Here is a 1,137-nt window from a genome sequence, read left to right on the forward strand (position 1 = left end):
TGGTAAGAGTGCTATAATGATTACGGTTACAACTGGGTAGAGAAAATTCATAATATTGGGGGGGATGGACATGGAGATGCTAAATTTATATCAAAATAACTATTTGATAGTGTTTGTGTTCCTATGTCTTGGAATTTTGTTACCTGTGGTAGCTTTGTTTTTAGGGAAGCTGCTGCGGCCGTATAAGCCGCATGAGACGAAGTATACCACGTATGAGAGCGGGATTGAGCCATTCCATGATTCATGGGTGCAGTTTAATATTCGCTATTATGTTTTTGCACTTATGTTTGTTATTTTTGATGTGGAAACGGTATTTCTATATCCGTGGGCCGTTGCTTATGAAAAACTCGGAATCTTTGCATTAATAGAAATGTTGATTTTTGTATTTATGCTTGTCATCGGTCTTATTTATGCATGGAAGAAGAAGGTGTTAAAATGGACTTAAAATTGGAAGATATTTCACCTAAAGAAATGGAAGAATTGCAGCGTAATGTATTTATGGCAACTTTGGAACAAATAAAAGCTTGGGCGCGGAGTAACTCATTATATCCAATGACCTTCGGGCTTGCTTGTTGTGCCATTGAAATGATGGGTGTCGGTGGTGCTCACTACGATTTAGACCGTTTTGGTTCGTTTTTCCGGACATCCCCTCGTCAATCAGATGTCATGATTGTTTCAGGTACCGTTACGAAAAAAATGGCGCCAATTGTTCGCCGATTGTATGATCAAATGCCAGAGCCGAAGTGGGTTATTGCAATGGGCTCCTGTGCAACAGCAGGGGGACCATATGTGAAATCCTACGCCGTTGTGAAGGGTGTCGACCAAATTGTTCCTGTTGATGTTTACATACCAGGATGTCCCCCAAATCCGGCAGCATTAATATATGGAATAAATAAATTAAAGGAAAAAATCCGCTACGAGGCTAAAACTGGGAAGAAGGTGATCTAACCTATGAGCGGGGAAAAGGATCTTGAACAGTTAAAAAAGGAGGCTGCCGCGAAAGCGAAAGCCGCCGCACTAGCGAAAATGAAAGCAAAAGAAGAGGGCGAAGCAAAGGAGGAATCCCCAGCTGAAGACCTTGATATAGCGAAGCAAAAAGCTGCCGCTGCTGCAAAGGCAAAAGCCGCCGCCGCCGCC

General features: G+C 42.5%; 2 protein-coding genes and 1 pseudogene. All 3 read left to right on the top strand.

Annotation, left to right across the window (positions count from 1 at the left end; genetic code table 11):
- Positions 1–70 precede the first annotated feature (70 nt).
- The gene (locus V7149_RS06650; RefSeq protein WP_335344863.1) at positions 71–445 is read left to right on the top strand and encodes an NADH-quinone oxidoreductase subunit A; all 375 of its coding nucleotides are present in this window, start codon (positions 71–73) and stop codon (positions 443–445) included.
- Positions 436–948, top strand: coding sequence for a NuoB/complex I 20 kDa subunit family protein (locus V7149_RS06655; RefSeq protein WP_315666541.1), 513 nt, complete (start codon positions 436–438; stop codon positions 946–948). The genes V7149_RS06650 and V7149_RS06655 overlap by 10 nt, the downstream gene beginning before the upstream one ends.
- Positions 949–951: 3 nt before the next feature.
- Positions 952–1,137 (top strand): annotated as a pseudogene (locus V7149_RS06660) (NADH-quinone oxidoreductase subunit C); the annotation flags it as partial.

This window comes from Bacillus sp. JJ1503, assembly GCF_036965125.1.
Taxonomy (GTDB): domain Bacteria; phylum Bacillota; class Bacilli; order Bacillales; family Cytobacillaceae; genus Cytobacillus.

Bases quoted from the DNA above. Each gene is read 5' to 3' on its own strand.
- V7149_RS06650 (WP_335344863.1), top strand. From the start codon at position 71: ATGGAGATGCTAAATTTATATCAAAATAACTATTTGATAGTGTTTGTG.
- V7149_RS06655 (WP_315666541.1), top strand. From the start codon at position 436: ATGGACTTAAAATTGGAAGATATTTCACCTAAAGAAATGGAAGAATTG.